Origin of the sequence: Mesoflavibacter sp. SCSIO 43206, assembly GCF_019904215.1 — a bacterium.
GTDB classification, from domain to species: domain Bacteria; phylum Bacteroidota; class Bacteroidia; order Flavobacteriales; family Flavobacteriaceae; genus Mesoflavibacter; species Mesoflavibacter zeaxanthinifaciens.
In genome coordinates this window covers 2,423,709-2,446,192 of record NZ_CP063201.1, presented here as the reverse complement: position 1 = coordinate 2,446,192, position 22,484 = coordinate 2,423,709, and the positions used below count along the sequence as shown (strand labels likewise).

The window sequence follows — 22,484 nt, the reverse complement described above, 5'->3', positions numbered from 1 at the left end:
ATCTCTTGCTCTCTCTTTCATTATGCTCAATGACCAATGTTTTACGATTAGCCAAAGTACATTTCATTGAGATTTAATGTATCCCAATATGATGGGTTTGATAAATTGTTTTTATTTCGTCTATAATTGTAACATCATCAATGGTTGATGGAATGTTATATTGTTGTTCGTCTGCGATATTTCGTAACAATTTACGAAGAATTTTACCGCTTCTAGTTTTTGGTAATCGGTTAACTACCAATACGTCTTTAAAGGAAGCGACTGCGCCAATCTCATGACGCACATCTTTGATAATTTCGTTTTGAATGGTATCATTATCATTAGTGTTATCTGACTTTAAAACTACTAAACCTAGAGGTTTTTGTCCTTTTATATCGCAATGCACTCCAAATACAGCACATTCGGCTACAGATTTATGAGAGGCTACAATTTCTTCCATTTCGGCAGTAGATAATCTGTGACCAGCAACGTTTATAATATCGTCTACTCTACCTGTTATAAATATGTAGCCATCTTCATCTTTATAACCACCATCGCCAGAAAAGTAATACCCTGGGAATTTGTTTAAATATCCTGATTTAAAACGTTCTGTGTTTCCCCATAAATTCATTAATGTTCCTGGAGGTAATGGTAATTTGGCAGCAACATAACCTTCTACACCTGCTTCTACTTCGTGACCTTCTTCATTTAAAATTTGAATATCATAACCACTTACCGGAAAGCTTGCCGATCCAGGTCTTACTTCTTGTAATTGTACACCAACCATATTTGCTAGCATTGGCCAACCGCTTTCTGTTTGCCACCAATGATCTATTACCGGAACTTGTAATTTTTCTTGGGTCCAAGTTAAAGTTGCTACGTCGCAACGCTCGCCAGCTAAAAATTGATATTTTAGACAGGATAAATCATAGTTTTTAATCATTTGTCCTTCGGGATCTTCTTTTTTTATCGCTCTAATGGCTGTTGGTGCTGTAAACATGACTTTTACATTATGCTCGCTAATAACACGCCAAAAGGTTGAAGCGTCTGGTGTTTTTATAGGCTTACCTTCAAAGAGAATAGTTGTGTTTCGGTTTAATAACGGTCCGTACACAATAAAACTATGACCTACAACCCAACCTACATCACTAGCTGCCCAATAGACATCATCTTCATTAACACCATATACGTTTTTCATTGAGAATTTTAACGCAGTAGCATAACCACCAGTATCTCTAATGATGCCTTTTGGTTTTCCTGTTGTGCCGGAAGTATATAAAATATAAGATGGATGTGTTGCTGGTAAAGGTGCTGCATCTACTGCTAACGATGTTTCTACTAAAGTTTTATAGTCTACATCATAACTTTTTTTAGGAATATCTACTTCTTGATCTCTATCAAACACAATAACATGTTCTGGTTTGTTTTTGGCTTGTGCAATAGCATCGTCTACATAAGGTTTATATGGAATGATACGCTGTATTTCGATTCCATTTGAAGCGGTAATGACAGCTTTTGGTTTGCAATCGTCAATACGAATGGCTAACTCATGCGGTGCAAAACCACCAAATACTACCGAATGTATGACTCCTATCCTTACACATGCTAGCATAGCATATAAGGCTTGCGGTATCATAGGCATGTAAATAATACAAGTATCTCCTTTTTTTAGTCCTAAACTTAGTAATCCGCCAGCAAGTTTAGAGACTTCTTTGTGTAATTGATTATAGGTTATATGCTGTTTGGTATTGGTAACTGGCGAGTCATAAATTATTGCATTTTGATTACCATATCCATCTTTTATATGTTTGTCTATACATAAATAGCTTAAGTTAAGTTGACCGTCTTCAAACCATTGAAAATAGTCATGTTGGTCTTTAGACAAGATGGTATTTGGTTGTTTATACCAGTCTAATTGTTGCGCTTGTTCTTTCCAGAATTGTTCTGGATATTTAATACTTTTTTTATAGAAATCTTGATACGGCATAACTAAGCTTTTTTAGAGTTAAAAAGACCGAACCAATTAGGGTTAAGTACTTTAAGCTTAATTAAAGCCCAAATAATAGCCACAAAGGATAAACCAACTACAATAGATAACATTGGAGTTACAATAGTTTGGCTTTGCCATTTAAATCTAAGGTATAACGTAGCAACAACGTAGATACATATTATTATATCTGATGCTAGTGGATTGATACGAAGTTTCATTGTCTTTATATTTTAATTAAATACTTGCTTGTTTGCACACAAAACCAATATTTAATTAGTCATATTAAGACTAACTTTTATGTTTTTAAGCGACGAGTTTCATAATTTCTGAAACTATTTTTTTTACTGAAAAGGGTTTGGTTAAATACTTATCTGCACCTAAATTTAGTCCTTTTTCTATATCTGACGCTTTATTTTTAGCGGTTAAAAAAACCACTTTTATATCTTTTAAATTTTTATCTGATTTTATGTATGACAATGTTTGGTAACCATCTACATTAGGCATCATTATGTCTAACAATATAACGTCTGGCGTTTGGGTTTTTAATATCTCTAACGCTTCACTTCCGTCTCTTGCTATATACACTTCAAAGTCTTGTTTTTTAAAGGTATACTCTAAAGACATTACAATGTTAGGCTCATCATCTACAATTAAAATCTTCTTCTTCATATAAAAATGTTGTACAATTTACTTAAAAGGTAGCGTAAAAACAAGACTTGCGCCATTTTTTAACCCTTTTTTAGCCCAGATTTTTCCGTGATGTTTTTCTATGATTTGTTTTGTAATAGCCAAACCTAATCCGCTTCCTTGTGGTTTTATTGTGTTTTGGTATTGAGATTGATAAAATTTATCAAAGATATAATCATGATCTTCTTCCGGTATCCCTTTACCATTATCACTTACAGAGACTTCTATATGTTGCTTAAAAACCGAGTAATCTACAACTATTTCTCCTGTTTTAGGAGCACAAAATTTTAACGCATTAGATAATAGGTTTGTAAGTACTTGTAGGATACGGTCTTCATCATACTCTAAATACAGTTGGCTTTTGTTTTTATTAATTATACGTATCTCTTTTTTTGCTGCGATATGGTTTAAACTAGAAATTGCTTTTGATATAGTACTACATATGTCGTTACGATTAACATCTAGATTTAGACGTCCGGTTTCTAGTTTTTCAAAATCTAAAATGTTATTAATTAAGCGTCCTAAACGATCTGAATCCTGAAGTATATTTTTTAAGAACTGTTGTTTTATCTCTTTAGGCATATCATCGTCTTCATCCATTAATAGCTCGGTTGCTGCACGTATACCTGTTATTGGTGTTTTAAGCTCGTGTGCTACAGTGTCTAAAAATTCGTCCTTTTGTCTATCTTTTACTATAAGCTCGTTATTAGCTTGTTTTAATTGTGATGATAATTGAGATAGCTCTTGAGATTGCTCTAGCAACATTTTATTGCTTACAATATTCTCTTTAGACTCTTCTAAAATTTTAAGCACTTCTACCAAACTAATTTGTTCTTCTTTGACGACACTTGCTATTAATATTTTAGCTGAAGCAGCACCAATGCTACCGGTTAGTAGTTTTTCTGAAAAATTAATTAATCTAGCATCTGCTAACTGTGTGTCTTGAGGTAGTTTATATTTAGTAAAAAAGATATTTAAAGCACGGTTGGCTCTATATTCTCCTAAAAAACGAATTAATACATTTTTTATATCATTAACGTACGCTTCTCCTTTCCATACTAAAGCGCTGTCTTGTAAAGTTGTAAAGTTTTTACTATCTACATACATCTCGGCATAATTACGTTCTCTATAATTTCCTTTATAGATTAATGAAAACACTAAGTAAAACATAACATTAAAAGTTATGCTCCAAAAAAATGCATGTGCAGGTGGACTTAAAAAGTCTAATCCAAATAAAGCATAAGGTTTAAATGCTTCTACACCAAAAAGCCCCAACTGAGTAAAAGCATCTTTACCTATAAAAGCATCTAAAGTGAAGGGTAACACCAAGGTATACAATACTGTTAAAGTCCCAACAACCATGCCTATAATAGCTGCTCTTGCTGAACCACGATTCCAATATAAACCAATAAAAAATGACGGTGCTAATTGCGCTATAATAGTAAAGGATATTAACCCTATAGAATATAAGGAAAGCTCTTTAGAAAACGATATATAAAAAAAATACGCTACAATTATTATGGAGAATATTGATATGCGTCTTATATTTTTAATGTATTTAGAATTTCGTTCAGGTTGATTTTTAATGAATTTATCTAAAAACCCATAAGGTATAATTAAGTTATTACTAACCATTGTTGATAATGCTAAAGTAGACACAATAACCATTGAAATTACTGCTGAAAAACCACCTAAAAAAACAAGCGTTGCTAAAAAGGAATGACCTTGCTCTAATGGCAAGAACAGTGTGTAATATTCGGCATTTTGAGTATTACCAAAACTTAATTTTCCTGCCCAAGCAATAAAGATTACAAATACATTAAACAGTAATAAGTACAACGGAAACATCCAGATAGCATGTTTAAGGTGTTTTTCTCTATTATTTTCTAGTACTGCAACTTGAAATTGTCTTGGTAACAAGAATATAGCCATAAAAGACAATCCCATAGTAAAAAGCCAATTAAAACCTTCTTCTAAGCTATCTATAGTGGTTAGCGGTATTAAATTGTCTATTTTGGATATTTTATTGTAAATATCTGTAGTGCCATTAAACAGGTAAAACGTAACATATACACCAATAATTAAAAAGAATAAGAGTTTTATAATAGACTCAAAAGCAACCGAAGCAATAATCCCTTTATGTTTTTCGGATGCATCGGTGTTTTGTGTCCCAAAAAAAGCAGCAAAAATGGCTAATAGCAAGGCGACATAAAACGTAGAGTCGTCTATTATTGACGTAGAAATATAGCTTGTATCATCAGACATTATTTCAAATGTCTCAGATACTGCTTTAAGTTGTAAAGAAATGTAGGGCAAGGTACCAATTAAGCAAATACCAGTTACTAAAGCGCCTAAAAACCTATTATTACCGTAACGTACAGAAATGAAATCTGCTATAGACGAAATTTTATGTTGCTTAGAAATACGAATAATTTTGCGCAATACCGTAATCCATAAAGGTGCAGCAATAACAGGTCCTAAATAGATAGTTAAAAAATTAATACCAGAATTTGCAGCAATACCAACGCTACCATAATAGGTCCATGCAGAACAATAAACAGCTAAAGATAACGTATAGACATAAGGGTTGTTAACCCATTTGCTTTGTCGTTTTTTTTCAGCAATAAAAGCAATGTAAAACAACACTGCTAAATACAATACAATTATAACTACTAACGCATAATTACTCATAATGACGTTTTAAAACTATAAACGAAATTACTACTGAAAGTAACCATGTAGAAAATATAAACACATAAAAATAAGGCACGCCAAACACATGTCCATTAACATTAAAAATAAGTACAAAAGGTATATTAAACATTAAAAATAATGCTATGGAGAGGACGATTAGTTTTTGCTCGTGGCGTTTTTTCATATAAATATTTAAATAGAATACTAATATAATTAAAAATCAGCATTACAGTTTGTAATGCTGATTTTAACTAACTAAATTAAAATATGCTCTTAATTATTTTAAGATAAAGAACAATGTTTTAATGTGAAGAAGCTTCTCCAGCTCCCGATGGAATACGAATGTTTTCCACCATATCTTGTACATCTTGAGGCGGTGCAGGTGTTAACCTTGATACTACTACCGAAACTACTACGTTTATTAGCATTGCTATAGTACCAAACCCTTCTGGAGATGTCCCAAACCACCAGTCTTCTGCAGTACCACCACCAAACATATTTAATTTAAATTTCATCATGTAGAATAACATAATTACGATACCTACAACCATTCCTGAAATAGCACCTTTGCTATTCATACGCTTATCAAAAATACCTAAGATAATAGCTGGAAAGAATGACGCTGCTGCTAGACCAAATGCTAGTGCGACGACAGCTGCCACAAACCCTGGAGGATTAATACCAAAATATCCAGCAATTAATATAGCTACAAAAATAGATACACGTGCCCAAGTTAATTCACCTTTATCAGAGATATCTGGTTTTAATTGCTTTTTAATTAAATCGTGAGATACTGAAGTAGAAATTACCAATAGTAAACCTGCTGCTGTAGATAAAGCTGCTGCTAATCCACCAGCTGCTACTAAACCAATTACCCAGTTTGGAAGGTTTGCAATTTCAGGGTTTGCTAATACCATAATATCTCTATCAACATATAACTCGTTAGAGGCATCACTTACATTAGCTACCATACGTTGTCCATATTGCCCTCTTTCTTCGGTATATACAGGTTTTTTACCATCTAAAGCGTTGCCAGCTACATATTGAATTTTTCCATCGCCATTTTTATCTGCCCATGCTATTAATCCTGTATCTTCCCAATTTTTAAACCATTCAGGAATTTCAGAGTATTCTTTATCACTTACTGTTTCGATTAAGTTAGTTCTAGAAAATACTGAGATTGCAGGTGCAGTTGTATAAAGAATAGCAATTAATAATAATGCGTATCCTGCAGATTTACGTGCATCTTTAACTTTAGGCACCGTAAAGAAACGCACAATTACGTGTGGTAATCCAGCAGTACCAGTCATTAAAGCTAAAGTAATAGCAAATACATCCCAAGTACTTTTAGTTCCGCTAGTATATTCGTTAAAACCAAGTTGCGTATGTAATGCATCTAATTTGTCAAGTAAAAATTCGCCACCTTCAACAGTTCCTCCCATTCCTATTTGAGGTATGATGTTTCCTGTCATTTGCATAGAGATAAAAAATGCTGGTACCATAAACGCAAAGATTAATACACAATACTGTGCTACTTGCGTGTATGTGATTCCTTTCATTCCTCCTAATAAAGAGAATACTAAAACCACAGCCATACCAATAATTACACCTAAATTAATATCTACTTGCAAGAATTGTGAAAATACAATACCTACACCACGCATTTGTCCTGCAACGTATGTAAATGAAACAATTAAGGCACATATTACAGCTACAGTACGTGCTGTGTTAGAATAATATCTATCACCAATAAAATCTGGTACAGTAAACTTACCAAACTTGCGTAGATAAGGCGCTAAGAGCAACGCTAATAGCACATATCCTCCAGTCCAACCCATTAAATAGACTGAACCATCATAACCAGCAAACGAAATAATACCCGCCATACTAATAAAAGAAGCGGCACTCATCCAGTCTGCTGCTGTAGCCATACCATTTGCTAAAGGTGAAACACCACCACCAGCAACGTAAAATTCTTTTGTTGAGCCTGCTCTAGCCCAAATTGCAATTCCGAAATATAGAGCAAAAGATAGCCCTACTAATAACCATGTCCATACTTGTACACTCATAATGTTTTTTTGTTTTTTAGTTAAGGCTTACTCGTCGAAACCGTATTTTTTATCTAATTTATTCATCAATCTTACGTAAACGAAAATTAGAATTACGAATACGTAAATAGATCCTTGTTGTGCAAACCAGAACCCTAGTTTAAATCCGCCAAGTCTTATTTCATTTAAAGCATCTTTAAAAAGGATTCCGCATCCGTAAGACACTATAAACCAAACAGAAAGCAGTATAATTAAATACTTTAAGTTTTCTTTCCAGTACGCTGTTGCGTGTTGTTGTTTATCAGACATAATATGTTTTAGTTTTAGTTTTAATTAGTTGTTTATAGAAAAATGTGCGTTTGTAGTCTAAAGATATTAGTAGACTCTGCACCAGTTGCTCCTTTGGTACCTGTAGTATATTCTGCAGTTATTTTAGCAAAATGACCGTTTATAAAATAGTTAAGTCCTAAACCTAACTCATCACTATTATTTGGCGTAAAATCCATATTTGATGTATTATAAGTTATATATGGCATTACGTTATGTTTTCTAAATAAAAGTCCTAATTGACCATGAACAACTGTACCTGAAGATGGGACTAAACCACCAGTACTAAATCCGTCGGTATCACCATAATTATAATTGTAATAAGCACCTAAAGCGCTAATTGCTAAGTTTTCGTTTAATGGTGCATCATAAAATGCATCTACAGCAAAGTGTGTTACAGATTCTCTATTATTTAAATCGTTTACCGCTAATGCGTCTGGATGATGGAAAAAACCAGCACCTATACTTAGCACTTTTTTCTTACCTAAGTAAGTACCAACTAAATAAGGCAATTTATCTGATTCTTTATCAAAGATGTCATACTTAAAATATCCTGCGTAATTCCAAACACCATCTCCAATAGCATTATCGACTTGGTAAGTTGGTGTAGCGCCTAAAACTCCTACGTTTGTTCTTGCATTATTTGCTGCTATACGATAGCTGAACTTACCTAAAGAACCTTTAGCATAAATCCCTAAATGACGTGCAAACTGATCACTTGTTGTAATATTATTCCATGGAAATAACCTTACATCAGAGTTTCCTGCTCCAGGATTATCTAAAGTCATCATGTTTAATGTACTTTGATTTGATAATCTTGAAATACCATTCCAATAATGTAAACCAGAACCAACATGAAGTTTTCCTGGCTCTATAGCAAACTCTGCCCAAGCATCATGTAAAAACAATAAACTTCTATTATTTGCTGTTTGTGAATTTGGATTTGCTGTTAAATTGTCTGCACTTAAACTATTAAGTCCAAAGTGAGTTAAGATTAAAAATCTTGGTGAGATTTGTGCGTAAGCTAATAATCTAGACCTTCTAATAGAATGTCTTATTCCTTTTTGATCGCTTCTAGCTTCAAGCCATAATTGATGCCAAGTAATAAACCTTATGTATTTACTACCATCTTCATTAAGATTTACTTTTAGTGGTTTGTAAGAATGGTCTGCTTCTTTTTTTTCTGCTTCTTGACTATTTCCTAAAAAAGGAAAAATCAATACTGCTGCTATTAAAAATAAGAATGTTTGTTTTCTCATAATTTTAAAGAGTTAGTTAGTGAATAATTAAATTATTGGTTTTGTGTGCACTACTAAACTCTAAAAAAGAATGTGTTAACAGAAAATTAATATATAAATCTGTTAATTATATATACTAATCTTTAAAACGCTCCCATTTTATTAGCATAAATTTGTCTCCTAGCTCTGTTACAACAACTCCTGCTCCTTTAATATTTTCTGTTTTTTGAAAATAATTACCTAATTCTGTGGCGTTTAATATTTTATAAGTTGGATGATAATTAGAATTATAAGGCCTTTTAATATTATATTTTTTTACCCAATTCATTATACTTACATGAGACACGCCAAGGATACGCTCTATTTCTCTATAAGTTAATCCTTCTAAGTATAGTTGTAATGATTTGTTTACATAATAGTCATCAATCTTCTTACCTATCTTATTTACCGAAAAAAAATAGTTACATTTTTTACACTTATAGCGTTGTCTATCATTTACAATTCCACTTTTAATATAGTGATCAGAACCACAATTTGGACACAAATCAATTTTCATATATATTATTTTAGCATAAATATATTAATTTAGCAATAAAAAATGATTCAAAAACTTAATTATTTATCAAATACATATTTTTAAAACCAAAAACATATAAAATTTATATTTTTTTAAGCTTATAATTAACAATAAAACAAAACCCTATAATACGGTATTATAGGGTTTTGTTTTTAACTTGTAGCTTGTATGATTATTTATGATTAAAGTAAGTATCTTCTTCTTCTGTTAATAATCTAGAGTGAATAATAAAACGGATCCCTAAAGGAATCTCTAAAGAGAAACTTGCACCTCTTCCTTCGGTGATATCGATAGTTAAGTGTGTATGTTTCCAATATTGAAATTGATCTTGATTCATGTAAAAAGGAACGCCTTCAATATCTCCAAGATGAATATCACTTTCATCTAAATACATATCATCTTTTTCAAAAATCATTGGCGCAGATCCATCACAACATCCGCCACTTTGATGAAAAATTAGATCCCCATGTTTTTCTTTTAGCTGCCTAACTATTGTTTTTGCTTGTTCTGTTATGTCTAATCGTTGCATTATTATAAATTTAATAAAAAAGGCTGAATTAATTAAACTCAGCCTTTTCTGCTATTATATTCTATCTATTAAAAGAAACCTAACTTATTCTTATCATAAGAGATTAGCATGTTTTTAGTTTGGCGGTAGTGACTCATCATCATTTGGTGGTTTTCTCTACCAAAACCAGATTTTTTATAACCACCAAAAGGTGCATGTGCTGGATAAGAATGGTAACAGTTTACCCAAACACGACCTGCTTTTATAGCTCGTGGTATTTGATATAATTGGTGCGCATCACGTGTCCAAACGCCTGCACCTAAACCGTAAAGTGTATCGTTAGCAATATCTAAAGCTTCAGCTTCGTCTTTAAATTTGGTTACGCAAACTACTGGTCCAAAAATTTCTTCTTGGAAGACTCTCATTTTATTATGACCTTCTAGAATGGTTGGTTGGATGAAGAATCCGTTACCTAAATCGCCTTCTTTATTAGCGTCACCACCACAAAGTACTTTAGCTCCTTCTTCTTTACCTATTTTTATATAAGATTGAATTTTTTCATATTGATCGTTAGACGCTTGCGCACCAACCATACAATCTGTACTGTAAGGACTAGTTTGTACAATTGCTTTGGTACGCGCCACAACACGCTCCATAAACTTATCGTAAATATCTTCTTGTACTAAAATACGAGATGGACAAGTACACACTTCACCTTGATTAAAAGCAAATAATACTGCTCCTTCTATAGCTTTATCTAAAAATGCGTCATCTTCATCCATAACAGAATTAAAGAAAATATTTGGAGACTTACCACCAAGCTCCATGGTTACAGGATTTAGGTTCTTTGATGCATATTGCATGATTAACTGTCCTGTAGTTGTTTCGCCTGTAAAGGCAACTTTATCTACACGAGAACTTGATGCTAAAGGTTTTCCTGCTTCTGGCCCAAAACCATGTACCACATTAATGACTCCTGGAGGAAACACATCTGCAATTTTTTCCATTAATAAGGTTGCTGAAGATGGCGTTTGTTCTGCTGGTTTTAATACTACACAGTTACCTGTTGCTAAAGCTGGTGGCAACTTCCATGATAACATTAATAAAGGGAAGTTCCATGGAATAATTTGTCCAACGACACCAAGTGGCTCTTTAATATTCATGGATAAAGTGTTTTGATCTAACTCTGTTGCACTACCTTCTTCTGCACGAATACACGATGCGAAATACCTCCAATGATCTACAGAAAGTGGCACATCTGCATTTAACGTTTCACGGATTGGCTTACCGTTATCACAAGTTTCTACTAAAGCAAATTCTTCTAAGTTTTCTTCAATAATATCTGCTACTTTATTTAAAAGTGTTGCGCGTTCTGTTGCCGAAGTATTACCCCAAGCTTCTTTTGCTGCATTGGCTGCATCTAAAGCAAGTTCTACATCTTCTTTTTGAGATCTTGGGTATTTTGCAATTAAAGATTTATCTATTGGTGATGTGTTTTCAAAATATTCACCTCCAATAGGTGCTACAAACTTTCCGTTTATAAAATTGTCATAGGATGCTTTAAATTTTGGTTTAGAGTAACTCATAGTAATTAATTTAGATTATTAGTTATTATTTAGTTTTCAATCATTATTTATTAATAATGTAACATTGATAGTTTTCATCTTATTAAAATGAATAATTATTAATTTTTGTAAAGTTATTTTGTTACATTCTCAAATTATTGAACATATTTATTATATTGTTGCACAATCCTATTATTAAGTATTTTTTAAAATACATTTTTGTATCATTGGGTATGAGTCATTTATTAAGTCAGCATAGAAAACATAGAAAATTAACTACGCTTGTAGAAAACAGAACGACTTACAATGCAGAGTTTGCAGAGTTGAATATTTATGAAACTCATCAATATGCAGAGCAAGTATCTTTGACTTTTGATTTTCCTATAATAGCTAGCATGCTAACGGGTAAAAAAGTAATGCATATTGAAGGCATGCCGTCTTTTGATTTTTATCCAGGTGAATCTGTTGTTATGCCTACAAATAAAGAAATGGTGATTGATTTTCCTTTAGCAAAAGAAAATGATCCTACGCAATGCTTAGCCTTAGGTATTGATAGTACAAAAATTACCGAAGTTGTTGATAAATTTAATCATCACGTAAGTATTGAAAATGAAAACAATAATTGGTCTATTGACAAAAACACTAATCACTTAACCAATAACAATGAGGTTAATCATTTAATTAACCGTTTAGTATATACTTTTACTAATAACAATAATACTTCTAAAGATGTATTGTTAGATTTAATGCTACAAGAATTGATTGTTAGACTATTACAAACTAAAGCTAAAACCTTGTTATTAAGCGATCAAAACATGTTTAATGACACCAGAATTGGTATGGTAATTAACTACATTAAACAAAACTTAACCAATAAAGATATTACCGTAGATTTACTTGCTAAAAAGGCTTGTATGAGTACGTCTCACTTTCATAAAAAGTTTAAAAACACCTTAGGTATTTCTCCTATTGATTATATTAATTCTGAAAAAATAAAATTTTCTAAAAAACTAATTAAAGCATCTAAAGACCTAAGAATATCTGAAATTGCCTTTAAAGCTGGATTTAATAATACTAGTTATTTTAATAGGCAGTTTAAAAAAATGGAAATGATGACACCTGCACAGTTTAAAAAGTCTGTTAGTCAATAATTTACTGTATTGTTTTTACGTAACGCTTTACTTCTTTCATCACTTTTGGCGCCAATAATAGTGTTGCTGTCATCGTTGGTATTGCCATTAATGCAAATACACCGTCAATTAAATTAATCATTAAGCTTAATGATGTCGTTGCACCAATAATTATACTTAAAATATAAAAATAATTATAGTAGTGTTGATGCTTTGCTCCTATTAAAAAAGATAAACATTTACCGCCGTAATACGCATAAGAAAACAAGGACGAAATACTAAATACAGCAATACAAGCCATAAGTAAATATTTACCATAAATAGGCATAGCATTACTAAAAGCTGATGCAGTTAAACTAACACCGTTTGCGTCTGTTGTTTTCCAAACACCAGTAACAAGAATAGCAAGAGCAGTTAATGTACATACTACCAAAGTATCAATTGCAGGTCCCATCATGGCAACTAAACCTTCACGAACAGGTTGATTGGTTTTAGCAGCACCATGAGCTAATGGCGCTGTACCAATACCAGCTTCGTTACTAAATGCGCCTCGTCTTATTCCTAAAATAATTAATGTACCAACAACACCTCCAAATAACGCATCTTCTTTAATAAAACTTGCTGTAAAAGCATCTGTAAATATAAGCTTGAGGTAATAAGGAACACTTTCTATATTAACAATTAATATAAAGAATACTAACACAAAATATAGTATGACCATACTAGGTACTAATTTTGAAGTGACTTTACTAATTCTATTTAGACCACCTAAAATAACCACAGATGTAATTGCTACTAAAACTAAACCGATGATTAAATTTGAAGTAAAATTAACTTCAAATCCGTTAGGTATCAGTACAATATCGTTAATAGCTTGGGTTAATTGATTGACGTTAAAAACGGGTAACGCACCAATTAATCCGCAAAGACTAAAAAAAACAGCTAAAGGTTTCCAAGATTTACCCAAACCTTCAACAATAAAATACATTGGTCCGCCTTGTGTTTTTCCTTCACTATCTTTTCCTCTAAACATGATAGCCAAACTTGAAGTAAAAAACTTTGTAGACATACCAATAATGGCACTAATCCACATCCAAAACACAGCTCCTGGTCCACCAACCGCAATAGCAACAGCTACACCTGCAATATTACCCATACCAATGGTAGAAGACAACGCGGTAGTTAAGGCTTGAAAATGAGTAATATCACCTTCATCTAACTCGTTATCATACTTTCCTTTTAGTACATCTATTGCGTGTTTAAAATATCTAAAAGGTAAAAACCTGGATAGAATTAAAAGGTATAATCCGCCACCTGTTAATAGAATCAATAAAGGAAATCCCCATACTGCAGAAGAAAACGCTTCTACCCAAGTATTAATCTGTTTATACATACTAACTGTTTTGAAAAAGTAAATATAGTATATATTTGTAACCTAATAACTAATGACCATTTTGAAACCAACCCGTCTTTTTTTCTTAGATGCTGTACGTGCATTTGCTATTTTGATGATGCTACAAGGTCATTTTATTGATACGCTTTTAAACCCAGTTTACAGAGATAAAACCAATATAGCATATACTATTTGGGAATATTTTAGAGGCATTACAGCACCAACTTTTTTTACCATAACGGGTTTAGTATTTGTTTTTTTGCTGTTGCGTGCAAAAGCTAAAAATGAAGATAAATACCGTATAAAAAAAGGCTTTAACAGAGGTTTATTATTGATTGGTATTGGATATGCGTTACGGTTTTCGTTTTTAAGCTTATTTAAAGGCGAAATTAATATGTACTTTATTGTTATTGATGTCTTACAATGTATTGGTCTGTCTTTAATTTTAATTATTGGTCTTTACCTGATTACCTTAAAAAACGAAACTGTTTTTGCACTTTTAATGTTAATTATTGGTAATATCATTTTTGTAACCGAACCATTGTACCGTACGCTACACATTGAAGGTGTTCCTAAATTTTTAGCTAACTATTTAACCAAAGAAAACGGTTCTGTATTTACTATGATACCGTGGTTTGGTTATGTTTGTTTTGGCGCTTTTATAGCTGTTTTGTTTCATAAATTTGGTCACAAATACCGCTATAAACAATTTAAAATTACTGGGTTTTTAGTCGTTGGCTTTATATTACTTTTTTGGTCATCGCCTTTTTTAACCTTTATAACTCAAATTACAGGTATACAGTTGTTTGACGATAGCGCTAACTACAATTACTTATATACTAGATTAGGTAATGTATTGATTATTTTTGGGCTATTTTACACCTTTGAGCGGTATTTAAAACAAGCCATCATCACTAAAATCGGACAAAAAACCTTGTCTATTTACGTTATTCATTTTATTATCATTTATGGTAGTTTTACCGGTATAGGTTTAAAGCATTTTTTTTATAAATCACTAACACCAACACAAGCTATTATTGGTGCTATTTTATTTATGGTTGTGGTGTGTTTTATTTCTTTTCATTATGCCAAAACCAACAAGTTTATTTATAATTGGATGCGTAAAGGGTATAAGCGTTTAACAAAACAATTTAATCAAACAAACTTATAGACATTATTAATGTTAAATAAAATTAAACATCAATAAGGTTTAGTATTGCTTAAGGTAACTTTGCACAACAAAATAGCTTAAATTTTTAGTCAACATAAAAGTGCACTTAGCATTTTAAAAGCATAATCATGAAAACCACATATTATCTATTAACTACTATTATCCTACTCGCTATTACATCATGCGCGACCACAAAAAACTCAAAATTGTACGGTCACAGTTGGCAATTAGAGTATATCTCTGGTACTAAAATAGCTTTTGAAGGTTTATACCCAAATAAAAAACCACAGATATCATTTAATAAAGAAAAACACAAAGTACAAGGCAATAACAGTTGTAATGGTTACTCTGCCAACTACACCATTAAAGACAGCTCTATTTACTTTAGCGAACCAGGACCAAGCACTATGATGTATTGCGGCGAAGGTGAACAAGCTTTTTTAAAAATGATGGAAAAAGTAAACCGCTTTAGTTTTGATGACAATGGAAAACTTAATTTAATGCTAGACAATGTAACTATGCTACGTTTTAAAAAAGTTAAGTAACAATACACCACTACTCTATTAAAGCCTGTTTTTCAGGCTTTTTTTATTGTTAAAAATTAAAATGAAGCGTCATTTGACTTTGTCAAAATTTTCTGCTAACTTCGTTTAACAGTCGATAACGCGAATTGGAAACTCGCTTTATCTTTTCATTAAACGAAACTCCACAAAAAAGCTCACAAAACGTGAGCTTTTTTTTATTGATATATTTTATTTAAAAATCTAGGCGTTTAAATAATCTAACACATTAGCTTCTATCCTACTTTCTATGTTAGAGACGTCTGCTTTTACAAAAGTTTCGCCCATAATGTTCTCGTATAACTCTATGTAACGGTCAGATACGGTTTGGATGTAATCGTCACTCATTTCTGGTACGGTTTGTCCTTCTAACCCTTGAAAATTATTAGCAATTAACCATTGGCGTACAAACTCTTTAGACAGTTGTTTTTGGGCTTCGTTATTATCTTGACGCTCTTGGTAACCATCGGCATAAAAATAACGTGAAGAGTCTGGCGTGTGTATCTCATCTATCAAGACTATCTTACCGTCTTTGGTTTTTCCAAATTCGTATTTAGTATCTACTAAAATTAATCCGCGTTTTGAAGCAATTTCAGTTCCTCTAGCAAATAATTTGCGTGTGTAATCTTCTAAAACATTGTAATCTGCTTCGCTAACAATACCACGTTTTAAAATATCTTCGCGCGAGATGTCTTCGTCATGATCACCCATTTCTGCTTTGGTTGCTGGTGTAATGATAGGTACTGGAAATTTATCATTCTCCTTCATGCCTTCTGGCATAGCTACGCCGCAAAGTATGCGTTTACCAGCTTTATATTCGCGTGCAGCGTGACCCGATAGATAACCACGTATTACCATTTCTACTTTAAAAGGCTCGCATAAATGACCAACAGCAACATTTGGATCTGGTGTTGCTGTTAACCAATTTGGGACTAAATCTTCGGTTGCTTTCATCATACTTGTTGCAATTTGATTTAGTATTTGACCTTTGTAAGGAATACCTTTTGGCATAACAACGTCAAAAGCACTTAGCCTGTCTGTTGCAATCATGACTAATTTGTCGTCGTTAATATTGTAAACTTCTCTTACTTTTCCTTTGTATACACTTTTTTGACCAGGAAAATTAAAGTTAGATTTTATAATGGTGTTACTCATTTTGATTTACGAATTACGATTCTGGGTTTATGGATTGTATTATTTTGACACGAATTTCACTAATTGTCACAAACTATAAATGTCTATTTATAACTGACAAACACTGAAATTTCAATAGAAAAGCGCAAAGTTATTTTATTTTTTTGATTTCTTTTTAATAATTATCACAAACTGCCAACAGATAACTGCTAACGCTAACAAATGCCTACTCTCTATTTTCAATATTCTTGTAAGCTTCTATAATCTTTTTCACTAATCGGTGTCTAATAACGTCTTTATCATCTAAAAAGACCATACCAACGCCTTCTACATTTTTAAGAATTAATAATGCTTCTTTTAATCCAGAAATAGTACGACGTGGTAAATCTATTTGTCCAGGATCACCTGTTAATAAAAACTTAGCGTTTTTACCCATACGGGTTAAAAACATTTTCATTTGTGCGTGTGTTGTATTTTGACCTTCGTCTAAAATAACAAATGCATGATCCAATGTACGACCACGCATAAAGGCTAATGGTGCTATTTGGATTATGCCTGTTTCTATGTAATTAGCTAATTTTTCAGCAGGAATCATATCGCGTAGCGCATCATATAATGGTTGCATATACGGATCTAATTTCTCTTTTAAATCGCCTGGTAAAAAACCTAGATTTTCTCCTGCTTCTACCGCTGGTCTTGTTAAAATGATACGCTTAACTTCTTTATTTTTTAAAGCTTGCACCGCTAAAGCAACACCAGTATATGTTTTACCTGTTCCTGCAGGACCAATAGCAAAAACCATATCATTTTTACGCATTAACTCTACCATACGACGTTGGTTAGCTGTTTGCGCTTTGATAATTTTACCATTTGCGCCGTGTACTATGGTTTCTCCGCTATGTTCTGATGTTGTATAGTCTTCTTTACTTTGGCTAGTCAATACACGTTCTATAATATTTTCATCTAACTTATTGTACTTACCAAAATGTTCAAATAACATATTTAAACGCCTATCAAACTCTTCTAGTAGATCTTCATCACCGTAAGCTTTAATTTTATTTCCTCTTGCTACAATTTTAAGTTTTGGGAAATATTTTTTTAATGTAGTAATGTGTTCGTTTCCAGTTCCAAAAAAATCTTTTGGAGAAATCTCTTCAAGTTCAATAATTATTTCGTTCAAAAGCGTTTAAATTTTAAATTAATCTGTACAATTTTATTAGTTTTGTTGGCATAAATGCTACTAAACAAACTTACGCAATTTTTGCGTGTTGTATATTAAAAAAATATCAACAAAATTAATGGCTATCATCACTTTAACAACCGATTTTGGAGAGAAAGATCACTTTGCTGGCGCAATTAAAGGCGCTATTTATACTGAGTTACCAGATGTTAGAATTGTTGATATCTCTCATTCTGTATCTCCTTTTAATATCTCTGAAGCTGCTTACATTATTCAAAACGCGTACAGTAGTTTTCCTAAAGGGACCATTCATGTTATAGGAATTGACTCTGAATTAAACCCAGAAAACAAACATATTGCTGTAGAGCTTGACGATCATTTTTTTATTTGTGCCAATAACGGAATTATGAGCATGATTGCCAATGTTATTTCTCCTAAAAAAATTGTTGAAATAAATATACACGATAAAATAGAAACTAGTTTTCCGGTTTTAGATGTGTTTGTAAAAGTAGCGTGCCATATTGCACGAGGAGGAACTCTAGAAGTTATAGGTAAAGCTATTAATAACATTAAACCAATAAAAAATTTAGTGCCTTATGTTAATGACGAAAAAACACAGATAATAGGCAGCATAATCTATATAGACAATTACGGTAATGTCGTTACTAATATTAGAAAATCGTTTTTTGAACAATTACAAAAAGGTAGAACTTTTGAAATTTCTGCAAGAAGCCATAAATTTAAAACTATACATAACAAATATAGTGATATAGTAAATTTTGAAATCCCTGAAGCTCAGCGTCACGATGAAGGACGAGGTCTTGTTGTCTTTAATAGCTCAAACTTTTTAGAAATTGCAATTTACAAAAGCAACACAAATACTGTTGGTGGCGCAAGCACGTTAATGGGACTAGGATTAAGAGACACTGTAACTATTAACTTTAAAAAATAATTGCAAAAAAATGTTTGTTAGAATTGTAAAATTGAGTTTTGCTGAAGAAAATATAAACGTTTTTAAAGCTAATTTTGAAACAGTAAAACATAAAATCAGAGCTTTTGAAGGTTGCCAGTTGCTAGAATTATATCAAGATAAACACAATAGTAATATCTTTTTTACGTATAGTTATTGGAATACAGAAGAAGATTTAGAACAATATCGAAATTCTGAATTATTTAAAGGTGTTTGGGCAAAAACAAAACCTTTGTTTAACGCAAAACCTGAAGCTTGGAGTGTAGATAAGATTGCTTTATTACACTAACTGTTTTCTTTGGTTGATAAATAGAGTTTTAATAATAAAACTTTTAACTTTACACCTTAAAGTATTGTATAATTAAATCTTTAAACACTTAACATTAATAAATGCTAGCCATTCTAAAAAAAGAAATTAACTCGTTTTTTGCCTCACCAATAGGCTATTTAGTTATAGCTATTTTCCTATTACTTAACGGACTATTTTTATGGTTATTTAAAGGCGAATTTAACATCTTAGATAATGGTTTTGCAGATCTATCTTCGTTCTTTTTACTTTCTCCTTGGATATTAATTTTCTTGATTCCTGCGGTTACCATGCGTAGCTTTAGTGACGAGAAAAAACAAGGTACTTTAGAGTTGTTATTAACCAAACCTATTAGCACATTACAGCTTGTTTTAGGTAAATATTTTGGTGCCTTTTTATTAATTATCATAGCACTAATACCAACTCTACTTTACGTATATACAGTTTATCAATTAGGTAACCCAGAAGGTAATTTAGATGTTGGTAGCACTTTAGGCTCTTATTTTGGATTGTTATTTTTAGTTGCTGCATATACTGCTATTGGTGTATTTGCATCTACCCTTTCAGACAATCAAATTGTAGCTTTTATAATTGCTGTATTTTCATGTTTTTTCTTTTATATAGGTTTTGAAGGTATTGCAGATTTTACATCAAGTAATTTTATTGATAATTTAGGCATGTCTGCACATTTTAAAAGCATGAGTCGTGGTGTTTTAGATACTAGAGATATTATATACTTTTTAAGTATTACTGCATTGTTTGTCTTTTTTACAACACAAATAATAAATCGCCAAAAAGCATGATAATTACCGTTCCTTTAGTTATATCGTTTATTGTAACTTTTGTTTTGGTTTGGCTATTTGTAAAAACCATCGGAAATAAAAAGTGGCTAAGTTTTTTAATAGCTATAGTTATTACACCTTTTGCCTATTTTTACTTGCTATATCCAATGGTTAATATATTTAGTAGTTATCATCACGAAAAATATTTTAATGCTGAGGATTGGGAAGAATATCCTGCTCAACGCTTTGAGATGATGAGCGATATTTTAAACGATACTACTTTTATAGGAGAAACCAAAGCCGAAATTAAATCTAAATTAGGAAAAGCAGAATGGTACGGTTGGGACGATTCTATTAAAGCAAACTCTAAAGATAAATGGAACTATAATTTAGGTTTTAAACCTGGTGCGTTTACTAAAGATCAAGAATGCTTAGAATTTGTATTTAAAAACGATACTTTACAATCTATAAGAAACTATCAACTTGAGAAAAAATTTGAATAAGTCACTTAAACATATCATCATAGTTATTGTAGCTATTATTGCTGTAAACTTTATTAGTACTAAGGTTTACAAGCGTTTCGATTTAACTACAGATCAGCGTTATACACTAAATGAAGCAACTTTAGATATTATAAAAAAAGCTGAAACTCCTATTGTAATTGATGTCTTTTTAGAAGGTGAAGATTTTCCGTCAGAATTTAGACGTTTACAAAGTGAAACCAAGCAATTGCTAGAAGAGTTTAGAGCTTACAACGACAATATTTCATTTAAGTTTATAAATCCTACCGAAGACGAAGACACTCGTGATCAAGCCATCAAACAACTTAATGCTCGTGGTTTAACACCAATGCAGTTAAATGTTCAAGAAAACGGTAAACAAAGTCAAGAGGTTATTTTTCCTTGGGCATTAGCTAGTTATGATGAGGTAACAGTAAAAATTCCGTTAGTAAAAAATAAAATTGGCGAAACGCAACAGCAATTAGTTACCAATTCCGTACAGCATTTAGAATACGCATTTGCAGATGGTATTAGTAAATTGGTCAATCCTAAACGTCGTAAAATAGCAGTTTTAAAAGGTAATAACGAAATGGATAATCTAAACATTGCAGATTATGTTAAAACACTTCGTGATTACTATTTTATAGCGCCTTTTACTTTAGATAGCGTTAGCAATAATCCAGAAAAAACATTAAAGAGTTTACAAGATTTCGATTTAATTATTGCTGCAAAACCAACCGAAGCCTTTACAGAAGAAGAAAAATTTGTATTGGATCAATATACTATGAATGGTGGAAAAAGTCTTTGGCTAATAGACCAAGTTGCTATGGATAAAGATAGTTTATATAACGATTTTGGTAAAAATGTAGCTTTAGCTAGAGACTTAAATTTAACCGATTTTTTCTTTAAGTACGGCGTTAGGATTAATCCTGTATTAGTTAGCTCTATGTACTCTGCGCCTATCGTATTATTATCTGGTGAAGGTAGCAATACTAGAGCAGAACGTTTCCCTTGGACGTATTCGCCATTAGCACAAGGTATTAGTACGCATCCTGTGGTAAACAACTTAAACTACATAAAGTTTGATTTTGCTAGTCCAATAGACACCTTAAAAAACAACTTAAAGACCGTTAAAAAGACAGTTTTGCTACAAAGCGCACCACTTTCAAAATTAGAAGGTACACCGCGTGAGATTAGTCTAGATGAAGTTAATAATCAACAAGATCCTGCATCATTTAATAAAGGCTCTCAAAATCTAGCCGTATTATTAGAAGGTAAATTTACTTCGGTATATAATAATCGTGTAAAACCTTTCGATTTAAAAGATGTAAAAAACGAAAGTGTGCCAACTAAAATGATTGTAATTTCTGATGGTGATGTAATTAAAAATGAAATTGACAGAAATGGACCTAAAGAATTAGGATACGATTCTAAATTAAATCAGTTTTTTGGTAATAAAGAATTTTTAGTAAACGCTGCTAATTATCTGCTTGACGATAACGGACTTATAAACATTCGATCAAAAGAAATAGCAGTTGCGTTTTTAAATTCAGAAAAAATCACAGAAGAAAAAACCAAATGGCAACTCTTAAACATCTTATTACCATTGGTGTTGTTAGGGATTTTTGGTTTTAGTTTTAACTACTTCCGCAAGAAAAAATACGCCAAATAAGTGTTAATAAGTTTGTTTCCTAATTAAACACATTAACAATATATTTGTAATACAACAATTAACCGAATTTAA

At 31.9% G+C, this 22,484-nt stretch carries 22 protein-coding genes; 8 read left to right on the top strand and 14 right to left on the bottom strand.

Translation table 11 applies throughout. The features are described 5' to 3' along the window. Positions 1 to 73 precede the first annotated feature (73 nt). The 11 genes from INR78_RS11260 to INR78_RS11210 all read right to left on the bottom strand — a co-directional run bounded on the left by INR78_RS11260 (position 74) and on the right by INR78_RS11210 (position 11,634). A complete protein-coding gene (locus INR78_RS11260) occupies positions 74 to 1,966 on the bottom strand; it encodes an acetate--CoA ligase (RefSeq protein WP_223076585.1) in 1,893 nt (630 codons plus the stop codon). A 2-nt stretch (positions 1,967 to 1,968) separates the two neighbouring features. After that, on the bottom strand, positions 1,969 to 2,187 hold the full coding sequence (locus tag INR78_RS11255; RefSeq protein WP_027879893.1) for a hypothetical protein: 219 nt from the start codon (positions 2,185 to 2,187) through the stop codon (positions 1,969 to 1,971). Positions 2,188 to 2,272: 85 nt separating this feature from the next. Further along, complete coding sequence (locus tag INR78_RS11250) at positions 2,273 to 2,638, bottom strand: response regulator transcription factor (protein WP_223076584.1); 366 nt, start codon at positions 2,636 to 2,638, stop codon at positions 2,273 to 2,275. An 18-nt stretch (positions 2,639 to 2,656) separates the two neighbouring features. Continuing rightward, positions 2,657 to 5,347 (bottom strand): sensor histidine kinase, encoded by a 2,691-nt coding sequence (locus tag INR78_RS11245; protein ID WP_223076583.1) that lies wholly within the window; start codon positions 5,345 to 5,347, stop codon positions 2,657 to 2,659. Continuing rightward, positions 5,340 to 5,534 (bottom strand): hypothetical protein, encoded by a 195-nt coding sequence (locus INR78_RS11240; protein ID WP_106678441.1) that lies wholly within the window; start codon positions 5,532 to 5,534, stop codon positions 5,340 to 5,342. The genes INR78_RS11245 and INR78_RS11240 overlap by 8 nt, the downstream gene beginning before the upstream one ends. 118 nt (positions 5,535 to 5,652) lie before the next feature. After that, positions 5,653 to 7,419 carry a sodium:solute symporter family protein gene (locus INR78_RS11235; protein WP_223076582.1) on the bottom strand — a complete coding sequence of 589 codons (1,767 nt, stop codon included), beginning with the start codon at positions 7,417 to 7,419 and terminating at the stop codon, positions 5,653 to 5,655. A gap of 27 nt (positions 7,420 to 7,446) precedes the next feature. Further along, entirely contained in the window at positions 7,447 to 7,707 is a 261-nt protein-coding gene (locus tag INR78_RS11230; protein WP_027879889.1) for a DUF4212 domain-containing protein, read from the bottom strand. A gap of 32 nt (positions 7,708 to 7,739) precedes the next feature. Then, positions 7,740 to 8,984: a hypothetical protein gene (locus INR78_RS11225; RefSeq protein ID WP_223076581.1), complete on the bottom strand. Its 1,245-nt coding sequence runs from the start codon at positions 8,982 to 8,984 to the stop codon at positions 7,740 to 7,742. Between the two features lie 115 nt (positions 8,985 to 9,099). After that, complete coding sequence (locus INR78_RS11220; protein ID WP_223076580.1) at positions 9,100 to 9,519, bottom strand: helix-turn-helix domain-containing protein; 420 nt, start codon at positions 9,517 to 9,519, stop codon at positions 9,100 to 9,102. A gap of 193 nt (positions 9,520 to 9,712) precedes the next feature. Next, positions 9,713 to 10,069 (bottom strand): DUF779 domain-containing protein, encoded by a 357-nt coding sequence (locus INR78_RS11215; RefSeq protein WP_223076579.1) that lies wholly within the window; start codon positions 10,067 to 10,069, stop codon positions 9,713 to 9,715. A gap of 68 nt (positions 10,070 to 10,137) precedes the next feature. Next, entirely contained in the window at positions 10,138 to 11,634 is a 1,497-nt protein-coding gene (locus tag INR78_RS11210; protein ID WP_223076578.1) for an aldehyde dehydrogenase family protein, read from the bottom strand. Between the two features lie 212 nt (positions 11,635 to 11,846). Between INR78_RS11210 and INR78_RS11205 the strand changes: the two genes are divergently transcribed. Further along, positions 11,847 to 12,764 (top strand): AraC family transcriptional regulator, encoded by a 918-nt coding sequence (locus tag INR78_RS11205; RefSeq protein ID WP_223076577.1) that lies wholly within the window; start codon positions 11,847 to 11,849, stop codon positions 12,762 to 12,764. A gap of 1 nt (position 12,765) precedes the next feature. Here INR78_RS11205 and INR78_RS11200 read toward each other — a convergent pair whose 3' ends face one another. After that, the gene (locus INR78_RS11200; RefSeq protein WP_223076576.1) at positions 12,766 to 14,136 is read right to left on the bottom strand and encodes a sodium:alanine symporter family protein; all 1,371 of its coding nucleotides are present in this window, start codon (positions 14,134 to 14,136) and stop codon (positions 12,766 to 12,768) included. A 52-nt stretch (positions 14,137 to 14,188) separates the two neighbouring features. Between INR78_RS11200 and INR78_RS11195 the strand changes: the two genes are divergently transcribed. Further along, complete coding sequence (locus INR78_RS11195) at positions 14,189 to 15,307, top strand: heparan-alpha-glucosaminide N-acetyltransferase domain-containing protein (protein WP_255593068.1); 1,119 nt, start codon at positions 14,189 to 14,191, stop codon at positions 15,305 to 15,307. A 128-nt stretch (positions 15,308 to 15,435) separates the two neighbouring features. Continuing rightward, positions 15,436 to 15,852, top strand: coding sequence for an META domain-containing protein (locus INR78_RS11190; RefSeq protein WP_223076575.1), 417 nt, complete (start codon positions 15,436 to 15,438; stop codon positions 15,850 to 15,852). Between the two features lie 219 nt (positions 15,853 to 16,071). On the opposite strand, the gene INR78_RS11185 is transcribed toward INR78_RS11190, so the two are convergent. Together INR78_RS11185 and INR78_RS11180 are read right to left on the bottom strand one after the other, a co-directional pair. After that, positions 16,072 to 17,022: a phosphoribosylaminoimidazolesuccinocarboxamide synthase gene (locus tag INR78_RS11185; RefSeq protein ID WP_223076574.1), complete on the bottom strand. Its 951-nt coding sequence runs from the start codon at positions 17,020 to 17,022 to the stop codon at positions 16,072 to 16,074. A gap of 205 nt (positions 17,023 to 17,227) precedes the next feature. Further along, positions 17,228 to 18,181 (bottom strand): PhoH family protein, encoded by a 954-nt coding sequence (locus INR78_RS11180; RefSeq protein WP_223076573.1) that lies wholly within the window; start codon positions 18,179 to 18,181, stop codon positions 17,228 to 17,230. Positions 18,182 to 18,299: 118 nt separating this feature from the next. Between INR78_RS11180 and INR78_RS11175 the strand changes: the two genes are divergently transcribed. The 5 genes from INR78_RS11175 (at position 18,300) to gldG (ending at position 22,412) form a co-directional block, all read left to right on the top strand. Continuing rightward, positions 18,300 to 19,133 (top strand): S-adenosyl-l-methionine hydroxide adenosyltransferase family protein, encoded by an 834-nt coding sequence (locus INR78_RS11175; protein ID WP_223076572.1) that lies wholly within the window; start codon positions 18,300 to 18,302, stop codon positions 19,131 to 19,133. Positions 19,134 to 19,143: 10 nt separating this feature from the next. Next, positions 19,144 to 19,440, top strand: coding sequence for a putative quinol monooxygenase (locus tag INR78_RS11170; protein ID WP_223076571.1), 297 nt, complete (start codon positions 19,144 to 19,146; stop codon positions 19,438 to 19,440). A gap of 101 nt (positions 19,441 to 19,541) precedes the next feature. After that, positions 19,542 to 20,261, top strand: a complete 720-nt coding sequence (gene gldF, locus INR78_RS11165) for a gliding motility-associated ABC transporter permease subunit GldF (protein ID WP_223076570.1) — start codon at positions 19,542 to 19,544, stop codon at positions 20,259 to 20,261. Then, positions 20,258 to 20,743, top strand: coding sequence for a hypothetical protein (locus INR78_RS11160; protein WP_223076569.1), 486 nt, complete (start codon positions 20,258 to 20,260; stop codon positions 20,741 to 20,743). The genes gldF and INR78_RS11160 overlap by 4 nt, the downstream gene beginning before the upstream one ends. Beyond that, entirely contained in the window at positions 20,736 to 22,412 is a 1,677-nt protein-coding gene (gene gldG, locus INR78_RS11155) for a gliding motility-associated ABC transporter substrate-binding protein GldG (protein ID WP_223076568.1), read from the top strand. Before INR78_RS11160 ends, gldG begins: the two co-directional genes overlap by 8 nt. Positions 22,413 to 22,484: the final 72 nt, after the last annotated feature.

Excerpts from the sequence above, each read along its gene's own strand:
- gldF (WP_223076570.1), top strand. The coding sequence starts at position 19,542 with ATGCTAGCCATTCTAAAAAAAGAAATTAACTCGTTTTTTGCCTCACCA.
- INR78_RS11185 (WP_223076574.1), bottom strand. The coding sequence starts at position 17,022 with ATGAGTAACACCATTATAAAATCTAACTTTAATTTTCCTGGTCAAAAA.
- INR78_RS11235 (WP_223076582.1), bottom strand. The coding sequence starts at position 7,419 with ATGAGTGTACAAGTATGGACATGGTTATTAGTAGGGCTATCTTTTGCT.
- INR78_RS11200 (WP_223076576.1), bottom strand. The coding sequence starts at position 14,136 with ATGTATAAACAGATTAATACTTGGGTAGAAGCGTTTTCTTCTGCAGTA.
- INR78_RS11215 (WP_223076579.1), bottom strand. The coding sequence starts at position 10,069 with ATGCAACGATTAGACATAACAGAACAAGCAAAAACAATAGTTAGGCAG.
- INR78_RS11195 (WP_255593068.1), top strand. The coding sequence starts at position 14,189 with ATGACCATTTTGAAACCAACCCGTCTTTTTTTCTTAGATGCTGTACGT.
- INR78_RS11225 (WP_223076581.1), bottom strand. The coding sequence starts at position 8,984 with ATGAGAAAACAAACATTCTTATTTTTAATAGCAGCAGTATTGATTTTT.
- INR78_RS11160 (WP_223076569.1), top strand. The coding sequence starts at position 20,258 with ATGATAATTACCGTTCCTTTAGTTATATCGTTTATTGTAACTTTTGTT.
- INR78_RS11255 (WP_027879893.1), bottom strand. The coding sequence starts at position 2,187 with ATGAAACTTCGTATCAATCCACTAGCATCAGATATAATAATATGTATC.
- INR78_RS11240 (WP_106678441.1), bottom strand. The coding sequence starts at position 5,534 with ATGAAAAAACGCCACGAGCAAAAACTAATCGTCCTCTCCATAGCATTA.
- INR78_RS11190 (WP_223076575.1), top strand. The coding sequence starts at position 15,436 with ATGAAAACCACATATTATCTATTAACTACTATTATCCTACTCGCTATT.
- INR78_RS11245 (WP_223076583.1), bottom strand. The coding sequence starts at position 5,347 with ATGAGTAATTATGCGTTAGTAGTTATAATTGTATTGTATTTAGCAGTG.
- INR78_RS11175 (WP_223076572.1), top strand. The coding sequence starts at position 18,300 with ATGGCTATCATCACTTTAACAACCGATTTTGGAGAGAAAGATCACTTT.
- INR78_RS11250 (WP_223076584.1), bottom strand. The coding sequence starts at position 2,638 with ATGAAGAAGAAGATTTTAATTGTAGATGATGAGCCTAACATTGTAATG.
- INR78_RS11170 (WP_223076571.1), top strand. The coding sequence starts at position 19,144 with ATGTTTGTTAGAATTGTAAAATTGAGTTTTGCTGAAGAAAATATAAAC.
- INR78_RS11220 (WP_223076580.1), bottom strand. The coding sequence starts at position 9,519 with ATGAAAATTGATTTGTGTCCAAATTGTGGTTCTGATCACTATATTAAA.
- INR78_RS11210 (WP_223076578.1), bottom strand. The coding sequence starts at position 11,634 with ATGAGTTACTCTAAACCAAAATTTAAAGCATCCTATGACAATTTTATA.
- INR78_RS11230 (WP_027879889.1), bottom strand. The coding sequence starts at position 7,707 with ATGTCTGATAAACAACAACACGCAACAGCGTACTGGAAAGAAAACTTA.
- INR78_RS11205 (WP_223076577.1), top strand. The coding sequence starts at position 11,847 with ATGAGTCATTTATTAAGTCAGCATAGAAAACATAGAAAATTAACTACG.
- INR78_RS11260 (WP_223076585.1), bottom strand. The coding sequence starts at position 1,966 with ATGCCGTATCAAGATTTCTATAAAAAAAGTATTAAATATCCAGAACAA.